This is a genomic window from Roseateles asaccharophilus (assembly GCF_031458115.1).
Lineage (GTDB): Bacteria > Pseudomonadota > Gammaproteobacteria > Burkholderiales > Burkholderiaceae_C > Pelomonas > Pelomonas asaccharophilus_A.
Map to the genome: position 1 here is coordinate 155,894 of NZ_JAVDXV010000012.1, position 22,966 is coordinate 178,859.

The 22,966-nt window shown below is 69.0% G+C and carries 21 protein-coding genes; 11 read left to right on the forward strand and 10 right to left on the reverse strand.

All coding sequences use genetic code 11. The features are described from left to right. Window positions 1-26 precede the first annotated feature (26 nt). Together J2X21_RS25665 and J2X21_RS25670 are read left to right on the forward strand one after the other, a co-directional pair. Window positions 27-524: a DUF3455 domain-containing protein gene (locus tag J2X21_RS25665; protein WP_310332984.1), complete on the forward strand. Its 498-nt coding sequence runs from the start codon at window positions 27-29 to the stop codon at window positions 522-524. A gap of 2 nt (window positions 525-526) precedes the next feature. Then, window positions 527-1,723, forward strand: coding sequence for a vanadium-dependent haloperoxidase (locus J2X21_RS25670; RefSeq protein WP_310332985.1), 1,197 nt, complete (start codon window positions 527-529; stop codon window positions 1,721-1,723). A gap of 5 nt (window positions 1,724-1,728) precedes the next feature. Here the strand turns inward: J2X21_RS25670 and J2X21_RS25675 are convergent, their stop codons facing one another. Then, a complete protein-coding gene (locus J2X21_RS25675) occupies window positions 1,729-3,477 on the reverse strand; it encodes a coiled-coil domain-containing protein (protein ID WP_310332986.1) in 1,749 nt (582 codons plus the stop codon). Between the two features lie 182 nt (window positions 3,478-3,659). Between J2X21_RS25675 and J2X21_RS25680 the strand changes: the two genes are divergently transcribed. Both J2X21_RS25680 and J2X21_RS25685 read left to right on the forward strand, forming a co-directional pair. Then, complete coding sequence (locus tag J2X21_RS25680; RefSeq protein WP_310332987.1) at window positions 3,660-3,947, forward strand: hypothetical protein; 288 nt, start codon at window positions 3,660-3,662, stop codon at window positions 3,945-3,947. Between the two features lie 121 nt (window positions 3,948-4,068). Next, window positions 4,069-5,610: a methyl-accepting chemotaxis protein gene (locus tag J2X21_RS25685; protein WP_310332988.1), complete on the forward strand. Its 1,542-nt coding sequence runs from the start codon at window positions 4,069-4,071 to the stop codon at window positions 5,608-5,610. A 6-nt stretch (window positions 5,611-5,616) separates the two neighbouring features. On the opposite strand, the gene J2X21_RS25690 is transcribed toward J2X21_RS25685, so the two are convergent. After that, the gene (locus tag J2X21_RS25690) at window positions 5,617-6,213 is read right to left on the reverse strand and encodes a pyridoxamine 5'-phosphate oxidase family protein (protein WP_310332989.1); all 597 of its coding nucleotides are present in this window, start codon (window positions 6,211-6,213) and stop codon (window positions 5,617-5,619) included. Between the two features lie 182 nt (window positions 6,214-6,395). Between J2X21_RS25690 and J2X21_RS25695 the strand changes: the two genes are divergently transcribed. The 7 genes from J2X21_RS25695 (at window position 6,396) to J2X21_RS25725 (ending at window position 13,058) form a co-directional block, all read left to right on the forward strand. Then, window positions 6,396-9,200, forward strand: a complete 2,805-nt coding sequence (locus tag J2X21_RS25695) for a M16 family metallopeptidase (RefSeq protein WP_310332990.1) — start codon at window positions 6,396-6,398, stop codon at window positions 9,198-9,200. 38 nt (window positions 9,201-9,238) lie between these two features. Then, window positions 9,239-9,661: a VOC family protein gene (locus tag J2X21_RS25700; RefSeq protein ID WP_310332991.1), complete on the forward strand. Its 423-nt coding sequence runs from the start codon at window positions 9,239-9,241 to the stop codon at window positions 9,659-9,661. A gap of 76 nt (window positions 9,662-9,737) precedes the next feature. After that, entirely contained in the window at window positions 9,738-10,268 is a 531-nt protein-coding gene (locus J2X21_RS25705) for a hypothetical protein (protein WP_310332992.1), read from the forward strand. 4 nt (window positions 10,269-10,272) lie between these two features. After that, on the forward strand, window positions 10,273-10,830 hold the full coding sequence (locus tag J2X21_RS25710) for a putative quinol monooxygenase (protein WP_310332993.1): 558 nt from the start codon (window positions 10,273-10,275) through the stop codon (window positions 10,828-10,830). After that, window positions 10,814-11,323, forward strand: a complete 510-nt coding sequence (locus J2X21_RS25715) for a hypothetical protein (RefSeq protein WP_310332994.1) — start codon at window positions 10,814-10,816, stop codon at window positions 11,321-11,323. Before J2X21_RS25710 ends, J2X21_RS25715 begins: the two co-directional genes overlap by 17 nt. After that, on the forward strand, window positions 11,320-11,946 hold the full coding sequence (locus J2X21_RS25720) for a glutathione S-transferase (protein WP_310332995.1): 627 nt from the start codon (window positions 11,320-11,322) through the stop codon (window positions 11,944-11,946). The genes J2X21_RS25715 and J2X21_RS25720 overlap by 4 nt, the downstream gene beginning before the upstream one ends. Further along, window positions 11,946-13,058, forward strand: a complete 1,113-nt coding sequence (locus tag J2X21_RS25725) for a patatin-like phospholipase family protein (protein WP_310332996.1) — start codon at window positions 11,946-11,948, stop codon at window positions 13,056-13,058. Before J2X21_RS25720 ends, J2X21_RS25725 begins: the two co-directional genes overlap by 1 nt. Here J2X21_RS25725 and J2X21_RS25730 read toward each other — a convergent pair. The 8 genes from J2X21_RS25730 to J2X21_RS25765 form a co-directional block, all read right to left on the reverse strand. Further along, window positions 13,049-13,564 (reverse strand): DUF1697 domain-containing protein, encoded by a 516-nt coding sequence (locus tag J2X21_RS25730; protein WP_310332997.1) that lies wholly within the window; start codon window positions 13,562-13,564, stop codon window positions 13,049-13,051. The genes J2X21_RS25725 and J2X21_RS25730 overlap by 10 nt on opposite strands. Window positions 13,565-13,633: 69 nt before the next feature. Then, on the reverse strand, window positions 13,634-14,554 hold the full coding sequence (locus J2X21_RS25735) for a dienelactone hydrolase family protein (RefSeq protein WP_310332998.1): 921 nt from the start codon (window positions 14,552-14,554) through the stop codon (window positions 13,634-13,636). Window positions 14,555-14,621: 67 nt separating this feature from the next. Further along, entirely contained in the window at window positions 14,622-15,899 is a 1,278-nt protein-coding gene (locus J2X21_RS25740) for a sensor histidine kinase (protein ID WP_310332999.1), read from the reverse strand. Then, window positions 15,896-16,570 (reverse strand): response regulator transcription factor, encoded by a 675-nt coding sequence (locus J2X21_RS25745; RefSeq protein ID WP_310333000.1) that lies wholly within the window; start codon window positions 16,568-16,570, stop codon window positions 15,896-15,898. The genes J2X21_RS25740 and J2X21_RS25745 overlap by 4 nt, the downstream gene beginning before the upstream one ends. Window positions 16,571-16,621: 51 nt before the next feature. Beyond that, window positions 16,622-18,610 carry a M3 family metallopeptidase gene (locus tag J2X21_RS25750; protein WP_310333001.1) on the reverse strand — a complete coding sequence of 663 codons (1,989 nt, stop codon included), beginning with the start codon at window positions 18,608-18,610 and terminating at the stop codon, window positions 16,622-16,624. A 1-nt stretch (window position 18,611) separates the two neighbouring features. Further along, window positions 18,612-19,472: a bifunctional methylenetetrahydrofolate dehydrogenase/methenyltetrahydrofolate cyclohydrolase FolD gene (folD, locus tag J2X21_RS25755; protein WP_310333002.1), complete on the reverse strand. Its 861-nt coding sequence runs from the start codon at window positions 19,470-19,472 to the stop codon at window positions 18,612-18,614. A 125-nt stretch (window positions 19,473-19,597) separates the two neighbouring features. Continuing rightward, window positions 19,598-20,221 carry a response regulator transcription factor gene (locus J2X21_RS25760; protein ID WP_088483486.1) on the reverse strand — a complete coding sequence of 208 codons (624 nt, stop codon included), beginning with the start codon at window positions 20,219-20,221 and terminating at the stop codon, window positions 19,598-19,600. Continuing rightward, on the reverse strand, window positions 20,218-22,806 hold the full coding sequence (locus tag J2X21_RS25765; RefSeq protein ID WP_310333003.1) for a PAS domain S-box protein: 2,589 nt from the start codon (window positions 22,804-22,806) through the stop codon (window positions 20,218-20,220). Before J2X21_RS25765 ends, J2X21_RS25760 begins: the two co-directional genes overlap by 4 nt. Window positions 22,807-22,966 lie beyond the last annotated feature (160 nt).

Below are 22,966 nucleotides of genomic sequence, written 5' to 3' on the forward strand. Positions count from 1 at the left end.
GCGCTTGCATCACGAGGACCCTGCACATGATTCTGAAGACTTCCCTGTGCGCCGCCACGGCCGCTGCCGCGCTGGTTGGCTGCAACGCCGTGCCGCCCGTGCCCGACGTGCTGCGACCCGCGCCGGGCGCCACGCTGGCGCTGACCCTCGGCGCGCGCGGCGTGCAGATCTACGACTGCCGCGACGGCCAATGGGCCTTCGTGGCGCCACAGGCCGAACTGTTCGATGCCGCTGGCCGCCCGGCGGGCACGCATGGCGCCGGCCCGTTCTGGCAGCACAGCGACGGCAGCCGCATCCTGGCCAGCGTCAGTGCCCGCGCTGATGCGCCGGCGGCCGGCGCCATCCCGTGGCTGCTGCTGGCCGCCCGGCCGGCGCCCGAAAGTGCCTCGACCGGTGCGCTGGTGGGCATCACGCAGATCCAGCGCGTCAACACGGCCGGTGGCATGGCACCCAGCGGTGCCTGCCAGCCTGGCCACCCACTGCGCGTGCCCTACCGCGCCGATTACCACTTCTACAAGAGCTGAACATGAGAATGAACCGAACCCCGCTGGCCATCTGCCTGCTGTCCATCGCTGCCGCGTTCGCGCTGCCCGAGGCCCAGGCCGACGCCGTCACCGACTGGAACACCAAGTCGGGCGAACTGATCGCCGACGCCAAGCTGGGCACGCCGCCCGCCGTGCGCGTCATGGCCATCGTGCAGACCGCCGCGATGCAGGCCGTCGACGCCGCGAAGCAGCGCCAGGCCTCGCCCGAGGCCGCGCTGGCCGCCGCCCATCGCGTCACGCTGAACCGGCTGCTGCCGGCGCAGCAGCCGGCCATCGACGCGGCCTACCAGGCAGCGTTGGCCGGTGTCGCTGAAGGCCCGGCCCGCCACCAGGGCATTGCCGCCGGCGAAGCCGCGGCCCAGTCCGTGCTGGGCGCGCGCCTGAACGACGGTGCGGCGTCGCCCGAGGCCTACCGCCCCGTGACCAGCGCTGGCAGCTATGTGCCGACCTCAGCGATGGCCGTGCCGCAGTGGTCGCAGCGCAAGCCCTGGCTGATGACCAGTGCGGCGCAGTTCCGCCCGGCCGCGCCGCCGGCGTTGAACAGCGAGCAGTGGGCGCGCGACTACAACGAGATCAAGTCGCTGGGCGGCAAGACAGGCAGCGCCCGCAGCGCCGAGCAGACCGATGCCGCGCGCTTCTGGGACTACTCGCTGCCGGCCATCTACTACGGCGTGGTGCAGTCGGCGGCGCAGGCGCCGCAGCGTGACCTGGCCCGCAACGCGCGCCTGTTCGCCGCCATCGCGCAAGCCATGGACGATGCGCTGATCGCCGTCTTCGACGCCAAGTATCACTACCAGTTCTGGCGCCCCGTCACGGCCATCCGCAACGGCGACCTGGACGGCAATGACGCCACCACGCGCGACGCGTCGTGGTTGTCGCTGATCGACGCGCCCATGCACCCCGAGTACCCCAGCGGCCACAGCATCCTGGCGTCGTCGGTCGCCGCGGTCATCGATGCGGATGCCAAGGGTGGCGCGCTGCCGGTGCTGTCCACCAGCAGCCCCACGGCCAAGGGCGCGACGCGCCGTTGGCAGCGCACGGCCGACTTCGTCCGCGAGGTGTCCGACGCCCGCATCCACGGCGGCATCCACTTCCGCTCGGCCACGGACGCGGCCGAGGCGATGGGGCGGCGCATCGGTGATCTTGCGGCGCGGCAGGTGCTGAACGCCGCGCCCTGAACCGGCTAGCGGGAGTTGACGCCGCCGCCGCTCAGCAGACCGAACGGCGCACCGACGAACAGGCCAAAGCCGAAGTCGTTCTGCGCCGGCTCACCGTCCTTGCCGGGCTTGCGCGTCCAGCCCACCTGGATGCCGGCGTTCAGCTCGGTCTTCTTCTCCTTGCTGACGATCAGGTAGATGGGCACGTCCAGGCCGCTGCCCTTGGTGGCGCTGTCGTAGCTGAGGCGCGGTGCCATCGCCATGCCGTTGTTGAAGCGGAAGTGATAGGCGTAGGACGCGGTGGTGCCTTCGACCTGTTTGGGCGCGCCGAGGGGGCCGCTGAGGCAGCTCACCATCGCCGTGCTGGTGGCGCCGCCGGGGCAGTGGACGCCGGCCTTGCCATCCTGCCACTTGCGCTCGTGGAAGACCGAGACGCGATGGGCGGTGCCCTTGGCGCCAAACAGCGCGTACTCGACCTCGATACCGACCCGCCAGGGTTTGACCTTCTGTTCGCCTTGTTCCACCTGGCCTGCGTTGTCCACCAGGTACTGGTGCGTCTTGCGCGACAGCGTGGCACCGAACATGGCCCGGTACAGGCCGTCGCCCAGCGGGTTGGCGCGGGCCATGCCGTAGCCGAAGCCGACACTGCCCTGGCTGCTCAGCCCGTCCACGTTGTTGAACACGTCGGCGCGCTTGGCGCCCGCGCCCAGCGGTGCCGTCATGTGAAATGACACGCGGTTGCGGCCCAGCAGGCCCTTCTTGATGTCGTAGCCGACCTGCAGTGCGACCTGCGCGTCTTCCTTCGCAGCGACGAGGCCAATGGTGTCGCCACCCAGCAGCGAGCGTGCGTTGGGCAGGCTTTCCAGGCCCTCGTCAAACTTCAGATAGGCGGCGCGCTGCTGGGCGTCCAGCCCCGCCTCCGTGGCCGTGATCTCGCGCACATCGGTGCGCAGTTGCTTGATCTTCTCCTCGACCTTCCTGATCGATTCATCTGCGCTCTTGAATGCTGCCTCGCCTTCCCGGAACATCTCGTCGCGAGGCTTGCAACCGGGACCTCCAGCGGTGCCGCACTGGCGCAGCATCAACCCTTGCGACACGGCCTCGTTGGCCTTCTCTTGGGCCTTCGTCATCAACTTTCCGATCTCGTTCACGTCGGACGGCATCCGTCGGGCATCTTCCAGAGCTTCCGAGGCATAGGGGCTGCCGGTGTTCACGCCCATCGCCAGATCACGCGCGGCGTCCATCGTGTTGAAAAGCTTGCGTCGTTCCGTTTCGGGGCGGAGCTTTTCAACGCGAGTCTGTATCTTCTGGGTGTCTTCGAGCAGCTTGCTGATCCCGCCCTCCAGACGTTCTTGTGGCTTTTCGGTCGCCGGATTTTCTGCAGCCGGCTTTGCGTTCCTGACCTCAGCGGCCCCGAATGCCCTGGTCGCCTCCAGTAGCGCCTTCAGCAGCGCTGGGCATTCGGCGGTGGCGGTTTGCGGCTTCTGGCAAATCTCGTAGCGCCCCTGCGCGCGACCCATTTCGAGCGCAGCCTCGGTAACGGTCAAGCCCCAGGCCGTGGTCGATGCCAGCGGCGCGGCCAGCATCAGCGAGATCTTCTTGTGGTTCATGGTGGTTCCTCCCAAGGTTCCGGTTGGCATGGCGAACCGGGTGTCGACGTTGTTCTGCGGTGCTGAGGAAGATAGGCGCGGATGCAGCTGTGTCAGGTCGCTCAATGGCCGGGGCATCCTCAGAACTGGCGATACAGCCCGGTGGATGTCTGGCGCGCGCGACACCCGCGGCGGCGGAGCAAAAAAACCCCGGCTCTCTCCGGGGCTTGAAGGTCTTCGAGCCGCGCGGTGAAGCCGCACTCTCGAAGAGCACCAGCCGTCAGAAACGGTATTCGCCGGTCAGCACATAGGCCCTGCCCAACACGTCGGCCACGCTGGTCAGGTAGTCGCGGTAGGCGGTGTGGTTGATGCAGCAAGGCCGCATCGTCGAGACGCTGAGCAGCGACGCGCTGTGGCAGGGTGGTGCGCAGCACGCCTACACGCAGGCACTGGTGGCAGCGGCTGGCGAAAGAAGGGTGAGGGCTTCATTCCTGGTCTCGAATCGCGCCTCCGTCATCGAAGGCACGCTGCAGATCCCCGAGCCCGGATCGCTGGCGCCGGTCGCCGCTGGCGAACCGCTCCGTGCAATCCGATTGACAAGCTGGGTTTTCCCGACAGACCTGACGGCTGGCTTGCACGGAGTCGTCGCGACTTGAAATCTGGGTTGTCGCCACGCTAACGCCTCCCTTTTTGTGACCGGTTGCGCGATCATCTTGCGCGCAGGCGTCCTGCATCGGGCGCCGCATGGGCCCCAATCAACTGCACAGTGGAGGTGTTATGCGCGTCAACCAACCGGTGACCCAGCGTGAGTTCGACTTTGCGGCAGACGCCACGTTGATGTCGACCACCGATACCCAGAGCTACGTGAAGTACGCCAACGATGCGTTCATCTCGGTCAGCGGCTTCACCCGCGACGAGATCATCGGCCAGCCGCACAACTTCGTGCGCCACCCGGACATGCCGGCCGATGCCTTCGCCGACATGTGGGCCACGCTGAAGGGCGGCGAGCCGTGGACGGGCCTGGTCAAGAACCGGCGCAAGGACGGCGACCACTACTGGGTGCGGGCCAATGCGGTACCCATCGTGCGCAACGGGCGTCATCAGGGCTACATGTCGGTTCGCACGCGTGCCACGCGCGAGGAATCCACCACTGCCGAGAAGCTGTATGCGCAGATGCGTGAGGGCCGCGCCGGCGTGAAGCTGCACAAGGGCCTGCTGCTGGGCTCGGGCCTGGCGGGCCTGATGAACTGGCGCAAGACGCTGAACGCCCGCGGCCGCATCCGCATGACGCTGGGCCTGGTGTGGCTGGCGATGGTGCTGGTGGGTATCCCGCTGGCAACCGACTGGATGGCACTGGCCCGCCTGGCGACCGTGGTGGGCATCGGCATGATCGTCACGTCGGTCATCTTCGAGCAGATGTTCGCGGCCCCGCTGGAGGAACTGCGCAAGCAGGCGCTGGGCGTGGCCACGGGGGCGATGCAGGAGGTCGCCAGCATGGACCGCGTCGACGAGATCGGCATGAGCATGCGCTGCATCAGCCAGCTGGGCCTGATGTTCCGCTGGCTGGTGGCCGACGTGGGCGAGCAGGTGGTCAACCTGCAGACGGCGGTCGAGGAGATCGCGCGCGGCAACGAAGACCTCAGCTCGCGCACCGAGCAGGCGGCGTCCAGCCTGCAGCAGACGGCCTCGTCGATGGAGCAGATGACGGCCACCGTGAAGAACAACGCCGACACGGCGCAGCAGGCCAACGACCTGTCCGGCCAGGCCAGCACGGCCGCCGCGCAGGGCGGCCAGGCGGTGTCGCAGGTGATCTCGCGCATGGGCGACATCAGCACCAGTTCGCGCCGCATCGCCGACATCATCGGCACCATCGACGGTATCGCGTTCCAGACCAACATCCTGGCGCTGAACGCCGCGGTGGAGGCGGCGCGCGCGGGCGAGCAGGGCCGTGGCTTTGCCGTGGTGGCCGGCGAGGTGCGCAACCTCGCGCAGCGCAGCGCCGAGGCGGCCAAGGAGATCAAGTCGCTGATCAGCGCGAGCGTGGAGCAGGTGGAAGCCGGTTCCAAGCTGGTGGATGGCGCCGGCCAGGCGATGGAAGAGATCATGAGCAAGGTGCAGCGCGTGTCCGACCTGATCGGCGAGATCAGCGGCTCGGTGCGCGAGCAGAGCAGCGGCATCGCGCAGGTGGGCCAGACCGTCAGCCAGCTCGACCAGGTCACGCAGCAGAACGCGGCGCTGGTGGAGCAGAGCAGCGCGGCGTCGATGAGCCTGAAGCAGCAGGCGGCCAGCCTGGTGGATGCGGTGGGCGTGTTCCGCTAAGTTGGCTCAACCCTGCCCGCGATCGCGCGCGGGCAGGGCGTCGCGGAACGCGTCGAAGCCTTTCCAGGCCGGCACCGGCGGCGTGTAGCCGTCGCGCGGTGCATAGACCGAGGGCTCCACCAGCGCCATCTTGTGGATGTAGCGCGGGCAGTTCGGGAAGATGGCCTCGGCCGCCACGCGCACGACGAAGACCGCGCCCGGGAACTCCGCCATCAGCGGGTCGACCGCCGCGATGCGGGCGCTGCCGTTCACGCGCAGCCGGCGCGGCTTCTCGAAATCGATGAACAGCAGGCCCACCTGCGGGTTGACGGCCACGTTGCCCCAGGAGCGGTACATGCCGTTGCCGTCGTAGTCTGGGAAGGCCAGCGTGTGCTCGTCCAGCACGCGCACGAAGCCCGGCAGGCCGCCCTTGTACGAGCAGTCGGGCCGGCCCTGCGCGTCGGCGCTGGCGACGAAGAACATGCAGCAGGCCTGGATGAAGGCGCGGTCGTCGTCGGTGAAGGCCCGGCGCAGCGTGACCTGGGCGAGCCGGTCGGCGATGGCGCGGGTGTCGCGTGCGTCCTGCAGCTCGCGCATGCCGTCGTGGTAGGGAGAGGTGTCCATGAGCCCTCCTGGGCGCGGCCCGGCGCCGCAACCATCGTCGCGCGCTCCGGCGCTGGCGTCCACCACCCACGCGGGTAGGCGGCACGACAGCAATGCCGCCCTGGGGAGTGACGAAGGGCCCCCGCCGGTAAAGCCCCGAGAATGCAGCGCATACGAAACGGCACGGCCGAGGAGCGAGACAAATGGGGATGAAGCTGGAGGGGCGTCTGGCCCGGGGGCTGGGCGCCGTGCTGCTGGGCCTGGCCCTGAGCGGCGCGCAGGCCCAGGCGCAACCCGCCACGGCCAAGGCCAAGCCGGGCGCGGCCCGCGCGCAAGCTGCCGCCGTGCTGCCGCTGCCGGAGCGCGTGCGCGAGCTGGGCGGCATCGAGGAATACCGGCTGCCCAACGGCCTGCAGATCCTGCTGTTCCCCGACGCAACGCAGACCACCACGACCGTCAACATCACCTACCGCGTCGGCAGCCGCCACGAATCGCCGGGCGAGTACGGCATGGCCCACCTGCTGGAGCACCTGTTGTTCAAGGGAACCCAGCGGCAGAACGACATCCCCGGCGCGATGGCGCAGCGCGGCGTGCGCTTCAACGGCACGACGACGACCGACCGGACCAACTACTTCGCGAGCTTCAACGCGAACGCCGACACGCTGGCCTTCCTGCTCGACCTGGAGGCCGACCGCATGACCAACAGCCGTGTCGCCAAGGCCGACCTGGACACCGAGATGACGGTGGTGCGCAACGAGTTCGAGCGCGGCGAGAACCAGCCGTTCGCCGTGCTGGCGCAGCGCGTGAGCGCCGCGGCCTTCACCTGGCATCCCTATGGCAACGCGACCATCGGCCCCCGCAGCGACATCGAGAACGTGCCCATCGAGAAGCTGCAGGGCTTCTACAAGCGCTACTACCGGCCCGACAACGCGACGCTGCTGATCGCCGGCGCTTTCGACAAGGCGGCCACGCTGGCGCTGGTCAGCAAACACTTCGGCCCGGTCGCGCGGCCCGCCGCGCCCATCCCGCAGCCCTACACGGTGGAGCCGGCACAGGATGGCGAGCGCAGCGTGGTGGTGCGCCGCGTGGGCGGCCAGCCCATTCTTCTGGCGGCCTATCACGTGCCGGCCATCACGCACCCGGATACGCCGGCCATCCTGGTCTACAGCCTGCTGATGAGCCTGCAGCCCAGCGGGCAGCTCTACAAGCAGCTCGTCGAGTCCAAGCTGGCATTGGCGGCCGGCATCGGTGGCCTGGGCAGCGTGGATCCGTCCACCACCAGTGCGTTCGCCGCGTTGCCGCCGGGTGCCGACGTCGACAAGGTCGAGAAGCTGCTGCTGGACCTGGCCGAAGGCCGCACGGCCCAGCCCTTCGAGGAGAGCGAGCTGGCGCGCGTGCGTGACATCGCCGTCAACAGCTACCGCCAGCAGATGAAGAACCCCGAGGCGCTGATCCAGCAGCTGTCCGGCTTCATCGCCACGGGTGACTGGCGGCTGCTGTTCCAGCTGATGGAGGACATCCCCAAGGTCACGCTGGCCGACGTGGAGCGCGTGCGCAACGCCTACTTCAAGCCCGCCAACCGCACGCTGGGCCGCTACCTGCCGGCGGACAAGGTGGAGCGCGTGGAGATCCCGGTGGCGCCGCCGCTGGACCAGCGACTGGCGACGCTGCAAGGCCCGCCCAAGGTGGAGGAGGGCGAGCAGCTGGACCCGGTTCCAGCGGTGCTGGAGACGCGCGTGAACCGCGGCACGCTGCCCAGCGGGGTTCGCCTGCACACGCTGAAGAAGCAGACGCGCGGCAACACCGTGGTGCTGCAGATGCAGCTGCGCTGGGGCGAGCGCGATGCGACCTATGCGCTGAACGGCACCGGCATGGTGGGCTCGCTGATGAACGAGGGCAGCGCGGGCTACACCAAGCAGCAGTTGCAGGATGCGCTGATCAAGCTGCGTGCGGGCTTGAGCGTCTCCAGCTACGACCAGGGCGCCACGGTCTTCCTGAGCGCCGAACGCGACACGCTGCTGCCCGCGCTGCGGGTGATGGCCGATACATTGCGCCGGCCGCTGCTGCCGCAGGATGCGTTCGATCGCGAGATCAAGTCGTCCATTGCCGGCATCGAGGCCTCGCGCCAGGAGCCCGGCACCTTGCGCCAGGAGGCCACGCGCGGCCACTACAACCAGGCTCGCGGTGTGAGCCTGGGCCACCCGGACTACGTGATGAGCGTGGACGAGCGCATCGCCGAGCTGAAGAAGACCACGCTGGCCGATGTGAAGGGTTTCTACGCCGACTACTGGAGCGCCAATGACGCGCAGATCAGCGTCGTGGGGGCGCTGCCCGACGGCCTCGCCGCCGAGGTGGAGAAACTGTTCGGCGACTGGAAGAAGCCGGCAGCGCCCAAGTTCGTGCGCCACGTGCCCAGGCATGTGGCCGTGCCGCCGGCGCGCTTCGACGCGATCGCGCGCGACAAGGCCAACGCCATCGTGCGCCTGCACGAGCCGCTGGCGCTGAACAGCGAGGACGCCGACTACGCGGCGCTGGAACTGGCCGTGCACATCTTCGGCGGCGGCGGGCTGGAGAGCCGGCTGTCCGAGCGCGTGCGCCAGAAGGAAGGCCTGACCTACGGCATCGGCGCGTCGTTGAACGCCGGCTTCTGGGGCAACGCCGGTGGCTTCGCCATCCAGGGCAGCTATGCGCCGGACAAGCGCGAGCGCGTCATCGCCGTCGTGCAGGAGGAGATCGCGCGCATGGCCAAGGACGGCGTGACGGCAGCCGAGCTGGCACGCGCCAAGAAGGACATCCTCGAAGGCCGCAAGCAAAGCCGCGCCGACCCCGGCGCGCTGGCCGGCAGCCTGACCGGCCTGGCCGAGCGCGGCGAGACCTGGGCCGCCGCGCAGACCCGCGACGACGCGCTGGCGGCCGTCACGGTGGAGCAGGCCAACGCGGCCTGGCGAAAACACATCCGTGCAGATGGTTTCATCATTTCGACGGCCGGTGACTTCAAGGCCCCGTAAGGTCTAGAGTCGAAATCAGCCCATCACCGGAGACCGCGATGAAGATCGATCCCTATCTGTTCTTCGAAGGCAACTGCGAGCAGGCCATCGAGTTCTACAAGAAGGCGCTGGGCGCCAAGGTGGAATTCATGATGCGCAACTCCGAAAGCCCAGAGCCGCCACCCGAGGGCATGCTGCCGCCAGGTTCGGAGAACAAGATCATGCATGCATCGCTGCACATCGGCGGCGCGCTGGTCATGATGTCCGACGGCATGTGCAACGGGGAGGGCAGCTTCAAGGGCTTCTCGCTGTCGCTGGACTGCCCCGATGCCGACACCGCCCGCGAGGCCTTCGCGGCGCTGGCCGATGGCGGCCAGGTGACGATGCCGCTGGGCAAGACCTTCTGGGCGCCGCTGTTCGGCATGGTCACCGACCGCTTCGGCGTGGCCTGGATGGTGGGCGTGTCGGACGACGCGCAGTGACCGTCACCGCCGTGCGGCCGCCCGGAGGCGGCGAGCTCCCGCTTGGCGGGACAGCGCGAAGCGCGAAGGATGCCTCGTGACTGTGGCGACGCTGCCGGCCCGCCTGAAGGCCGACTGCTCGGCCTGCGTGGCGCTGTGCTGCGTGATCCCGCCGTTCGACGCGGTGCAGGGCTTCGGCTTCGACAAGCCGGCCGAGACGCCCTGCCATCACTTGTGCGCCGACCACCGCTGCGGCATCCATGACGGGCTGATCGCGCAAGGCTTCACCGGCTGCGTCGCGTTCGACTGCCTGGGCGCCGGCCAGCGGCTGACCGCGCAGGCCGTGGCGCGGTTCGGCGATGCCGACTGGCGGGCGCGGCCCGAAGTGGCGCGCTGGCTGTTTGCGGCCTACCCGCGCGTGCGCCAGGCCCAGGAGTGGCTGGCCCGGCTGACGCTGGCCGCCAGCGTCACCGGCCGGCCCGCGCTGCAGGCATTGGCCGACGAACTGGACGCCGAAGGGGACCGCTGGCCGGACTGGAGCGCGGCGCAGCAGGCCGGCTGGCAAGGCCGTGTGCAGGCGGCCTTGGTGCTGTTGGCACAAAATCCGGCCTCGACTTCGAGGAATTGACGCGATGTACGGATTGATAGGCAGCTTCAAGGCTGCCGAGGGCCGGCGGGCCGAGTTGGTGAAGCTGCTGCTGGCCGAGGTGGATGCCCTGCCGGGCTGCCTGAGCTATGTGGTGGCCGAAGACCCGGCCGACGACGTGACCGTCTGGGTCACGGAAGTGTGGACCGATGCCGCCGCGCACAAGGCCTCGCTGCAACTGCCCGCCGTGAAGGCCGTCATCGCGCAGGCCAGGAGTCTGCGCGGCAGAGCGTGTCGCCCGCGCCGGGGCGAGTTGCGGGGCCAGGCAAGGCGCCGGCGAGGCGTGGGTTCCTACCCACAACGCGCCGGCAACGCCGCATGGCCCCGCAAATCGCCCCGGCCCTTCGGGTTGAGCCTGGCAGGGGCGCATGCGGCGTTGCTCGTCGTTGCGGGCACGAGCCCGCGGCCTCCTCGCGCCTTGCTTGCGCCCCTGCCAGGCTCAACGCGAGCAACACGCTCTGCCGCGCAGACTCCTCCGCTGATCGCCGCGTTCGGCGATCACCGAGAAACCCGACCCATAGGCGGCCATGGCCTTGCTGACTGAATTCGTCGAGCCCAAGTGGCAGCGGCCGCGTGGCATCCGGCGCATCCACGTCGTGGCGGTGCTGTTCGCCCTTGCCGCGGTCGGCGTCGTGCTGGCGATGTTCGTCAGGTTCGGCATCGTTCACCTGGACACCTCGGGCGACCGGCTGCTTGTCGCGACCGTGGACCTGCGCCTGGGCACGCCGGCGCTGGCGGCCGAGCGCGGTGCCGTGCGGGCCCGCATGGACCTGGAGGCGGGCGAGCTGAAGTTGCAGACGGTCGGGCCCACGCCCAACAAGGCCGAAAAGGCCCGCGCCGAGCGCATGAAGCAGCGCTATGGCGTCGACTGGGGCCGTTACAGCGAGAACGTGACGCCGCAGACCTCGGCCTTTGTTGAGGCCTACAACCGCGTGATGCACGCGGAGATCGAGAAGCGCCACGGCAAGCAGGTGGCGGACGGCCTGGCCGGTTTCGAGGAGATCCGGCCGGGCGCCGACGGCAAGGGCAAGCCATGAAGCTCATCGGCATGCTGGACTCGCCCTATGTGCGCCGCGTCGCCATCTCGATGCGGCTGCTGGGCCTGCCGTTCGAGCATGCGGCCATCTCGGTGTTCCGCGGCTTCGACGCGTTCCAGCAGATCAACCCGGTCGTGAAGGCGCCGACGCTGGTCTGCGACGACGGCAGCCTGCTGATGGATTCCACGCTGATGCTGCAGTACGCCGAGGCGCTGGCCGGGCGCAGCCTGCAGTCGCGCGATGCGCCGGCGCTGCAGCGCGAGCTGCGCGTCATCGGCCTCGCGCTGGCGGCCTGCGAAAAGACCGCGCAGATCATCTACGAGCGCGGCCTGCGGCCCGAGGACAAGCGCCACCAGCCCTGGCTGGACCGTGTCAACGGCCAACTGCATGCCGCCTGGGCCGCGCTGGACGCCGAACTGGCCGCCCGTCCGCTGGACGCCAGCGCCGACGGCCTGCGCCAGGACGGCATCACGGCGGGCGTGGCCTGGAGCTTCACTTGCTTCGTGCTGCCCGAGGCGGCGCCGGCCGAGGCCTACCCGCACGTGGCCGCGCACGCGGCGGCGGTGGAGGCGCTGCCGGTGTTCCGCGCGATTCCCTGTGACGACGCCGTCACGCTGAGCTGATGGCCACCCGCCGCCGCCCGCCGCCCCAGACGGTCTATGTCTTCCAGGGCGGTGGCGCGCTGGGCGCCTACCAGGCCGGCGTGACCGAGGCACTGCATGGGGCCGACATCGCGCCGGACTGGCTGATCGGCACGTCCATCGGCGCGATCAATGCGGCCTTGATCGCCGGCAACGCGCCGGCCGACCGGTTGAAGGCGCTGCGCAGCTTCTGGGACCGCGTGACGCGGCCCGGCGTCGCGCCCCACCTGCCCAGCAACCCGTTCACGGCGGCCTTCCAGACCTGGCAGACGCTGACGACCGGCATTCCCGGCTTCTTCAAGCCGCGCGGCCCGCAGGCCTGGGACATGAACCGCCGTGCGCCGCTGGGCGAACTGGGTTTCTACGACACGGCGCCGCTGGCCGCCACGCTGCGCGAGCTGGTGGACTTCGACCGCATCGCTGCCGCCGAGGTGCGGCTGACGCTGTGCGCCGTCAATGTGCGCAGCGGCGCCATGGCCTTGTTCGACAACCGCGACGGCCACAGCCGCATCGCCCCCGAGCATGTGCTGGCCAGCGGCGCGCTGCCGCCCGGTTTCGCGCCCGTCGTCATCGGCGACGAGGCCTACTGGGATGGCGGCATCTACTCCAACACGCCGCTGGACGTGCTGCTGGACGACGCCGAGCGCCGCGACACGCTGTGCTTCATGGTGGACCTGTGGGACGCCAGCGAGGCCGCGCCCAGCACGATGGCCGGGGCGCTGACGCGCTACAAGGACATCCAGTACGCCAGCCGCATCCTGGAGCACCTCGACGACCACGAGCGCATGCAGAACCTGCGCCGCGCGCTGCGGCTCGTGGGCAAGAAGCTGGGCTCGCAGGCCGCCGCCGACCCGGCCATGAAGGAGCTGCTGGCGCTGGGCTGCGATGCGCGCATCGACCTGGTCCACATGGTCATGCAGGCGCTGCCGGGCGAGGACTCGTGGCGCGACATCGACTTCAGCGATTCACGCCTGCGTGCCCGCTGGGCGGCAGGGCTGAAGGATGGCCGCACCATGCTTGACCGCGGACCGTGGAAGCTGCCAGCGGAGGAGGGCGTGGGCATGCGTGTGCACACGCTGGACGGTCACGCCTGAACCAGCGAGCTGAGCTTCTGCACCGTCGCCCAGTTGCGCGCGGTGCCGGACTCCCCCAGCCGCTTCAGTAGCACGACGGCGGCCTTGCTCTCCAGAATGCCATTGCCGCACCACAGATTGGCCGCGTGGCCGGTGACGACGAAGCGCTCGCCGCTGTCCGCCACGATGTCGGCGACGGCCTGCAGCGCCGCGGCGTCCGCGGGGACTGCGACCAGCAGGCGGCTGGGATCGTCCGCCTCGGCGATGGGTTGCCCGGCGGCGATCGCCGCCCACTCAGCGGCCGTCTTCAGGATGACGGCGGCATCGACGCCCAGCCGCTCCTGCACGGCCGCGCGGATCTTGTCGGCGCCGAGTTTCTTCTTCGTGTCGAAGACGGCATTGCCGCTGTTCAACAACGTGGCCACGTTGGTTGCGCCCAGTTCGGCAAGCAGCAGCTTCAGGTCGGCCATCGCCAGGCGCTTGGCCTTGCCGACGTTGATGCCGCGCCAAAGGGCGACGTAGCGCATTGGAGGACTCCCGTGGAATGAGCAAGGCGGTTGCCGGTCCGGCGTTGTAGCAGGCCCGGCACCGCTGGATCAGAACCAGGGGCGCAGCCGCTCGGTGTAGCCCTCGGGCAGCAGGTGTCCGCCCGGGAAGCGCAGGTGCTGCTTGTCCGTGCCTGGCAGCGCGTCGAACAAGGCCTGGTTCTGCGCGGTGCTGGCGTACTCGTCGTCGTCCGCGCTGAGCAGCCAGACCCGCTTGCCGGCCAGGCCCGGCAGCAGCCGCTGCGGCGAGACCATGGCGACCTTGTCATCCAGATGCGGCGGCACGATGGCGGCGACGGCCTCGATGCGCGGGTCCAACGCGCCCAGCAGCAGCGCCATCTGCCCGCCCATGCTGTAGCCGGCAACGCGGATGCGGCGCGCGTCGATGCCGGGCTGCGCGGCGGCCCAGTCCAGCAGCACGCGGTAGTCCTTCAGCGTGTCGATGATCATGCGTTCGTAGGGCTCGCGTCGGCCCCACCAGTGCAGGTCGCGCAGGATGTCGCGGGCCGTGTGGTCGGGGTTCTTGCGCTCGCCGTGCTCTCGCGCGTCCAGCGCCAGCACCGCGTAGCCGCTGGCGAGCGCCAGCGCGGTGATGCGGTCGGTCTGCTCGATGGTGGGCCGTTGCATGAACTCGGGGCTGAACCAGCGGTGATGGTTGCGGCCCAGCGCATGCAGGCCGACCAGCAGCGGCGCCGGTCCGGTGACGTTGGCGGGATAGACGATGCGCCCCACGTTCTCACTGCCGTCGAAACTCTTGAAGCGCAGCGTCTGCGCCCGGTGGCCGCCCGCGATCAGCTCCTCCGGGCCCAGTCTCATGTCCAGCGCGGGCAGGGCTGCGTGCGCGTGTCGGGCCTGCAGCTCCGCGGGCGAGGGGTCGTAGGGTTTGAGGCCAAAGACGGCCCACCAGAGGGCGCCCGCCAGGGCGGCTGCACCGAGAAGACCTGCCATGTACTTGCCTGCTTTCTTCATCATTGGGTTGAGATCTCGTGACGACGTCGTCACTGTGCGAGACCCCGCGTGAAGAAAACGTGAGCGAAGTTCAGCCGATCAGGCTGACGCGCGTGAGCCCGGCCTCGTGTGTCAACTCCAGCCGCAGGCCGTGGCGCTCGGCCAGGCGGCGCACGATGGACAGGCCCAGACCCAGCCCGGCGCTCGCCTCGCCCTTCACGCCCGCATCGCGGCCCGCCGCGCCGGCCTGCAGCAGCGCCGTGGGTGGGGCTGCGCTGGCGTTGCTGAGGCTGACGCGCTGCGCATCGGCCTCGATGCGGATGTGCGGCGAGCCCCGGTGCGCCAGCGCGTTGGCCAGCAGGTTGGACAGCAGCAGCCGTGTGAGCGCCGGCGGCCAGGCGCGCGTCAACGTGGGCGGCACGTCGACCTGCAGCGCGATGTCTTGCCGGTCCAGCAGCGGCGCGTGCGCCAGCACGACCTGTTCGATCTGCGGCAGCAGCGGCAGGTCGGGTGCTGCGCCGGGCATGCCGTCCTCACGGGCCAGCGCCAGCAGCAGGTCCACCGTCTGCTGCAACTGCCAGATCGCCGCGTCCATCGTCGCCAGCGTCGACTGCTGCCCGGGTGGCGCATGGCGTTGCAGTTCCTCGCAGGCCATGCCCAGCACGGACAGCGGCGTGCGCAGCTCGTGGCTGGCATCGCGCGTGAAGGCCTGCTCGCGGGCGATGAGGTCGCGGGTGCGCTGGTTCAGCTCGGCCAGGTGGCGGGCCAGCCGGCCGACCTCGTCCTCGTCGGGGCCCGCGGGCCCGGCCAGGTCCAGCGGCAACTGCTCCGGCCGGCTCTGCGCGACGCGGGCGGCGAGCCGTGTCAGCGGCGCACTGCTGCGCCAGGCCAGCCAGGCGCCCAGGGCCAGGGCCAGCAGCGTGACCGAGCCGCCCCAGAACCCCAGCCACAACAGCAGGCGTTGGCGCATCGGCCTCACGACCAGCTGGCGGCTGACTTCGGCCACCAGCAGCGTGCCATCGTCGCCGAGGGGCTGCAGGTGATAGTGGCGGCCCTCGTCACCGGATAGTTCGCGGTCGCCCGGCCGCTGGATGCGCGCATGGGCCAGATCGGCGGGCAGCGTGTCCGCAGGCCGGTAGACGCGGATGAAGTCCTGAGCCGGCTGGGCCCAGTCGCCATGCGTTGCATGGTGAGCCTGCTGGCGTTGCAACTCCTGCCGCAACACACCCGTGAAGAACCCATCCTCCACCGCATAGACAAACAGCATCGCGAACAGGCCGAACAGCGCGCTGACCGTCAATGCATAGCCGGTGAAGGCCAGCATCAGCCGCCGCCGCAGTCGGGGCCGGTAGACAGGGGCCGTGCTCATTCCGGCACGTCGAGCCGCAGGCCCACGCCATGCACCGTCTTCACGAGCGCCTGGTGTGCGCCAAGCGCCTGGCGCAGCGTGTAGAGATGGCTGCGCAGCGCGTCGGATTCCGGCGGTTCGTCGACCCACAACTGCTGCTGCAGCTCGCTGCGCGTGACGGTGCGCGGCCAGGCCTCGGCCAGCGCCACGAGCAGCCGGTAGGCCTGGCGCGGCAGCAGCAAGACCTGGCCCTCTCCAGCGTGGACCTCATGGGTGCGCCGGTCGATGCGCAGCGGCCCGCGCTGCAGCACGGGGCTGCGGCCCAGCTCGCCGCGACGCGCCAGCGCTTGGCAGCGCCACAGCAGCTCCTCGCCGGCAAATGGCTTCAGCAGGTAGTCGTCGGCGCCGGCGCCGAAGCCTTGGCGCTTGTCGTCCAGCGCATCGCGGGCGGTCAGCATCAGCACCGGCACATGGCGATCGGCCTGCGCTCGCAGCTGTTGGCACAGCGCTATGCCGCCCAGCCCGGGCAGGCCCAGGTCCAGCAGCAGCACGTCGGGTGGCTGCTCCAGCGCGAGCTGCAGGCCCAGGCGACCGTCGCTGGCCTCCTCGACGGCCCAGCCCGCGCCTTGCAGCAGCGTCACGATCTGCGCGCGCAGCGGCGCATGGTCCTCGACGACCAGGATGCGGTTCACGCGGGCACCTCCTCAGCGGAGCAGCTTAGGGCGCCGCGCGTGAAGATTTCGTCAAGCCATGCCTTGGTGGCGAAGCAGCGCGTCGATCTTGGGCTCGCGGCCGCGGAAGGCCTTGAAGTTGTCGATGGCATCGCGCGAACCGCCTTGCTCCAGCACCTCGGTCAGGAAGCGCTTGCCGGTGGCGGCGTTGAACACGCCTTCCTCCTCGAACGCGCTCCAGGCGTCGGCGCTCAGCAGCTCGGCCCACTTGTAGCTGTAGTAGCCCGCCGCATAGCCGCCCGCGAAGATGTGGCTGAAGCTGTGCTGGAAGCGGTTGAAGGCGGGCGGGATCAGCACCGCGACTTCGGCGCGCACCTCGTCCAGCAGCTTCTGCACATTGGCCTCAGCGCCCGGCTCGCCATGCAGGCGCATGTCGAACAGCGCGAACTCGATCTGGCGCAGCGTCTGCAGCCCGCTCTGGAAGTTCTTGGCCGCGGTCATCTTGTCGAACAGCTCGCGCGGCAGCGGCTCACCGCTGTCGACATGGCCGGTCAGCTGCTGCAGCACGTCCCATTCCCAGCAGAAGTTCTCCATGAACTGGCTGGGCAGCTCGACGGCGTCCCACTCAACGCCGGAGATGCCGGACACGCCCAGGTCGTCCACCTGCGTCAGCATGTGGTGCAGGCCGTGGCCGAACTCGTGGAACAGCGTGATGACGTCGTCGTGCGTCAGCAGAGCCGGCTTGTCGCCCACCGGGCTGGCGAAGTTGCACACCAGATGCGCCACCGGCAGCTGCTGCTCGCCCGTGGGCTTGAGCCAGCGGCTGCGCACGCCGTCCATCCATGCACCAGGGCGCTTGCCGGAACGGGCGTAGAGGTCCAGGTAGAAGCCGGCGACGACATTGCTGCCGCGCTGCAGCTGGTAGTAGCTGACGGTGTCGTTCCACGTCGGCGCGGCAGCTTGCACCACGCGGACGTCGAACAGCCGCTCGATGATGGTGAACAGGCCGGCCACGACCTTGGGCGCGGTGAAGTACTGCTTCACCGTCTGGTCGCTGAAGGCGTAGCGCGCTTCCTTGAGCTTCTCGCTCCAGTAGCTGACGTCCCAGGCCTCCAGCGGCGCGCCCTTCGCGAACTCGCGCAACTCGGCCAGGTCCTTCTCGGCGAACGGACGCGCGCGTTGAGCCAGGTCGCGCAGGAAGGTGGTCACCTCGGCGGGTGACGAGGCCATCTTGGGTGCCAGCGACACCTCGGCGAAGTTGGCGTAGCCCAGCAGCCGGGACTCCTCCTGGCGCAGCGCGACGATCTCGCTCATCGCGGCGCTGTTGTCCAACTCGGGCTTGCCGGTCTCGCTGGCGCGCGTCACATAGGCGCGGTAGAGCTTCTCGCGCAGTTCGCGGTTCTCGGCGTACTGCATGACGGGCAGGTAGACCGGGAAGTGCAGCGTCAGCTTGTGGCCGCCGTCATCCAGCTTCGTCGCGTCCAGCACATCCTGCGGTACACCCGCCAGCTCGTCGGCGGACGCGATGTAGCTCCAGCCGTCGGTGGCGTCCAGCACGTGCTCGCTGAACTTCTGCTGCAACTCGGCGCTGCGTTCCTGGATGGCGGCGTAGCGCTCGCGGGCCTCGCCCTGCAGCTCGGCACCGGACAGCACGAAGTCGCGGATGGCGTGCTTGAGTGACTGCAGGCGCGGAGCGCTCAGCGTGCTGCCCTGCGCGGCCATCACCGCCTTGTACTTGGCAAACAGAGCCTCGTTGGCGCCCATGGCCGTGTAGAACTCGGTCACCGCCGGCAGCATGCCGTTGTAGGCCTCGCGCAGTGCGGGCGTGTCGGCCACGGCGTTCAGGTGGCCCACGGCGCCCCAGGCCGTGCCCAGGCGCTCGGTGGCGGTGTCGAGGATGCGCGAGAGCGTGTCGTAGTCGGCCGGCGTCTCGTGCTTGGTGGCTTCATCCAGCGCCGCCTGCGCTTCGGCCAGCAATTGCTGGATGGCGGGCTGCACGTGTTCGGGCTGGATGGCCGCGAACTCGGGCAGGGCGGCGGTGGAGAGCAGGGGATTGGTCATATCAGGCGGACTTTGCGGCAAGTTCCGCGGATTCAAGCGTGTTGACCAGCAACATGGCAATGGTCATCGGGCCGACCCCACCGGGCACGGGGGTAATCCAGCCCGCGACTTCCTTGACGCCGTCGAAATCAACGTCTCCGCAGAGCTTGCCGTCGTCGTTGCGGTTCATGCCCACGTCAATGACGACGGCGCCGGGCTTGACCATGTCGGCCGTCAGCACATTGCGCTTGCCCACGGCAGCCACGATGACGTCGGCCTGGCGGGTCATTTCGCCGAGGTTGGCCGTGCCGCTGTGGCAGACGGTGACGGTGGCGTTGGCGGCCAGCAGCATCATGGCCATCGGCTTGCCGACGATGTTGCTGCGGCCGATGACGACGGCATGCTTGCCTTTCAGATCCTTCATGCCGATGCTTTCCAGCATCTTCATGCAGCCATAGGGCGTGCACGCCTTGAAGCCTTGCTCGCCCACCATCAGCGCGCCGGCGCTGGCGACGTGGAAGCCGTCCACGTCCTTGGCCGGCGAGATGGCTTCGATGACCTTGTGGTCGTCGATGTGCTTGGGCAGCGGCAGCTGAACGAGGATGCCGTGGATGGTCGGGTCGTTGTTCAGCGCGTCAACACGCGCCAGCAGTTCGGCCTCGGTCATGGAGGCGTCGTACTTTTCCAGCACGGAGTGGATGCCGGCTTCCTCGCAGGCCTTGACCTTGTTGCGGACGTAGACCTGGCTGGCCGGGTTGTCGCCCACCAGCACGACGGCGAGGCCGGGCTGTTTGCCCTGGGCGGTCAGTGCAGCGGCACGGGCGGCGACTTCGGCGCGTGTGGCCTTGGAGAGGGCGAGGCCGTCGATCAATTGGGCGGTCATGGCAGTGCGATTCCTGAAAAACTTGTGGGACAGACCGCCCGAGCGGAGCGAGTAGCTCTGTCCCCAACCGATTAAAAAGCAAAAGGCCGCTGGGTCAGCAGCGGCCTTTGGGGTGAGTCAGGGGGTCAAGCCTTGGCGGTGGCACCAAGCGCAATCTTCAGCAGATCGGCCACCGTGTTGGCGTTGAGCTTCTCCATGATGTTGGCGCGGTGCGCCTCCACCGTCTTGATGCTGATGCCCAGGTCGTCGGCGATCTGCTTGTTCAGGCGGCCGGCGACGATGCGCTCCAGCACCTGCGCTTCACGCGTCGTCAGGCGGGCCAGCAGCGCGTCGCGGCTGGCGGCTTCCTGGTGGCTGGAGAAGGCGTCGCGGGCCTGGTCGAGCATGCGCTCCACCAGGGCCAGCAGTTCTTCTTCCTTGAACGGCTTCTCGATGAAGTCCATCGCGCCCTTCTTCATCGTCTGCACGGCCATGGGCACGTCGCCGTGGCCGGTGATGAAGACGATGGGCAAGGGGCTCTTGCGCTCGATGAGGCGGTCCTGGAGTTCCAGGCCGGTCATGCCATCCATGCGGATGTCGGCGATGAGGCAGGCCACCTCACGGGGGTCGTAGCGCGCGAGGAAGGATTCGGCGGAGTCAAAGCACTTGACCCGGTAGTCCTTGCCTTCAAGCAGCCATTGCAGGGAATCGCGGACCGCTTCGTCGTCGTCGACAACGTAGACGTTGCCCTTCTTGGGGATCAAGCTCATGGTGTGCTGGGTTCGGTTCTCTGAGCGCTGCCGGCTGGGTCTGCTCGCAGGTGTTCTGAGGTGATCGTGACCGGAATCGTGAAGGCGAATCTGCAGCCGACGACCAAGGAGCCATTGTAGAGGTTCTCGGCTTTTATCCGGCCCTGGTGGGACTCGACGATGGACCGGCATAACCCTAATCCGATGCCCATGCCGTCGGCCTTGGTCGAGAAGAAGGCCTCATACATGCGGGACAACACCTCATCGGGCAAACCCGGCCCCATGTCGGTGACGGAGAACTCGATCTGCCCGCCCAGCTCGGCGCTGTGCTTGGGCACGACGCGCAGCTCGATGTGGCGCCGCGACGTGGGCAGCGACGCGTTGTCGATGGCCTCGGCGGCGTTCTTCAGCAGGTTCATCAATACCTGCTCGATGAGGATGGGGTCCACCATCATCTGTGGCAGCCGCTGGGCCACATAGGTGTGAATGGCCACGTTGCGGCGGCGCAGCTCGATGCCGGCCAGCTCGACCGCGTCCTCGACGATGTCGGCCGCGTGGGCCGGCTGGCGCTGCGGCTCGCTGCGCTTCACGAAGTTGCGGATGCGGTGAATGATCTGGCCGGCGCGCTGGGCCTGCTTGGCGGTCTTCTCCAGCGCCGCCATCAGCGCGTCCTTGTCTATCGAGTCGGCGCGCACGCGGCTGACCATGCCGTTGCAGTAGTTGGTGATGGCGGTCAGCGGCTGGTTCAGCTCATGGGCGACGCTGGAAGCCATCTCGCCCATGGTCATCAAGCGGCTGGTCACCTGGGCCTTCTCGGCCTGCAGTGCGGCCTGCGCCTCGGCGTGGCGGCGCATCGTGATGTCCGTCGCGATCAGCATCTGCGCCAGGCGGCCATCGGTCCACTGCAGGTAGCGGGCGCGCACGTCAAACCACATGGCCAGCGACTCCACATAGACCTCGCGGGGGTCGGAGCCGATGTCGGTCAGCGCCTCGGCAGGCAGGCCGGAGTAGTCGTCGACCTCCTCGTCCTGCCCATCGCCCAGGCCGCCACGGCGGCTGGTGGTGCCGCTCAGCTGGCCGCCGGCCAGCAGCGCGTGGCCGGCCGGGTCGGCGCCGAACCACAGCCGGTAGCTGCGGTTGGCGAACAGCAGTTCGGGCGGCTGAACGGACAACACGGACACGGCCGCGTCCAGCCCCTCCAGCACGGTGGTGAAGCGTTCGTGCGAGGCGGTCAGCTGGTCGCGTACGCGCTTGGCCTCGGTGATGTTGGTCATCGAGGTCATCCAGCCGGTCTGCTTGCCGCGCGTGTCCACCAGCGGCGACACATAGACGCGGGCGTCGAACTGGCTGCCGTCCTTGCGCTGGATCTTCACTTCCACGCCGCCCGACGGGCTCTTGCCCTGCAGCTCCTGCTGCAGCAGGCGCGCGTTCTCCTCGCGGCGGTCCGCGGGCCAGAAGGGGTAGGGCGGCGTGCGGCCCACCAGGTCGGCCTCGGAGAAGCCGGTCATCGCGCAGAAGGCCGGGTTCACGTAGCTGATGCGCGTGTCCATGTCCATGGCGCGCATGCCGGTCAGCATGGAGTTCTCCATCGCGCGGCGGAAGTTGGTCTCCAGCGTCAGCGCGTTCTGGATCTGCGTGCGCCGGCGCATGTGGCGCCAGGTGCCCAGCAGCATCCAGACCGTCATGCCGGCCAGCGCCAGAACCAGCCAGAACAAGGCGTTGTTGATGAGGCCGATGGATGTGCGCCAGCCCTGGCCGCGCAGCACCAGGCCGTTGAGCGCTGGCGCCAGCGGCACGTCGTGCAGCAGGGATGCGCGGCGCAGGCCCTGGCCTGGCATGGGCGTGACGGTGCTGCTGACGACCTGGTCGGTGGCGTCCAGCACCGCGATGCTGTGCCGCGTGGCCACCTCGCTGGGCACGTAGTAGCGCAGCAGCGCCTCCACCGTGTACTCGGCGATCAGCACGCCGGCAAAGCCGCCGCGGTCGATCAGCGGGATGTGCAGCTGGAAGACGGTGGTGCCGTTGGTGTCGATGAAGGGCGGCGAATAGACAGGCTGGCGCCTGTCCTTGGCCGCCTCGAAGGCCACGCCCGGCGCGTTGGACTGGTTGGGCATGGGCATGGACGGGTCGCTGCCGTCCGCCGACATCAGCCCGTCGGCCTGGAAGCCGGCCGCGCCCACGCTGCTGCGGCGGTCGCGGCGGGCGCTGAGCCAGGTGACGTGCGTCAGCTCCGGGCGTTCGCGCGCGAAGGCCTGGGCCTGGGCCGAGAACTCATGGGCGTCGATCTGGCGCGTGACGACCTCGCGCGCGATGCGCACCAACTGTTCCTGGTTCTCGATGAGGCGCAGGCGGATCTGCTGCTGGGCGATCTCGGTGTCGCGCTTGACGGACTCCGACTCGCGCTCGATTTCCTCGTTCCGCAGGTACCAGAAGGCCGAAATGATGGCGGCCAGGAACAGCAGCACCGAGATCAGCGGACCCAGCGTGGCCAGCCGGTCCTGCCGCGACGGCGACTGCCGGAACCACCAGCCGGTGATCAGGCGACGCAGCGGCGTCAGCAGGCGTTGGCCGCGGCTGCGGCGCGGGGCGAGGGTGTCGTCGGGCATCCTGAAATTATCCTGGCCGTGGCAACAAGGCAAAAAATTTCACAATAAGAAAACACTTCGCACGATTCGAGAGTGTGGCGGTCTTTATGCGACACTTCGCCCGCTCGCGGCGCCTGACGCCCGCTCGCCCCTGTCGAACACCCCCGCCGCCCGCCAGAGG